The sequence below is a fragment of the Pseudoalteromonas sp. P1-16-1b genome (assembly GCF_001401785.1).
Classification (GTDB): domain Bacteria; phylum Pseudomonadota; class Gammaproteobacteria; order Enterobacterales; family Alteromonadaceae; genus Pseudoalteromonas; species Pseudoalteromonas undina.
In genome coordinates this window covers 1-219 of record NZ_LKGQ01000085.1, presented here as the reverse complement: position 1 = coordinate 219, position 219 = coordinate 1, and the positions used below count along the sequence as shown (strand labels likewise).

General features: G+C 45.7%; 1 tRNA gene. It reads left to right on the top strand.

The annotated features are described in order from the left end of the window. Positions 1-135 precede the first annotated feature (135 nt). Positions 136-217: transfer RNA gene (locus AN392_RS18320), tRNA-Leu, on the top strand. Positions 218-219 lie beyond the last annotated feature (2 nt).

Here is a 219-nt window from a genome sequence, read left to right as displayed (position 1 = left end):
ATATCGCCAAGCGGTAAGGCACCAGGTTTTGATCCTGGCATTCCCAGGTTCAAATCCTGGTATCCCAGCCAACTTCTTCTACCAAAGAACGTTGTATAAGAAAACTCTGTTAAGAGTCTAAATATAAACTTGTATGCGGGAGTGGCGGAATTGGTAGACGCGCTGGATTTAGGTTCCAGTATCTTAGGATGTGAGAGTTCAAGTCTCTCCTTCCGCACC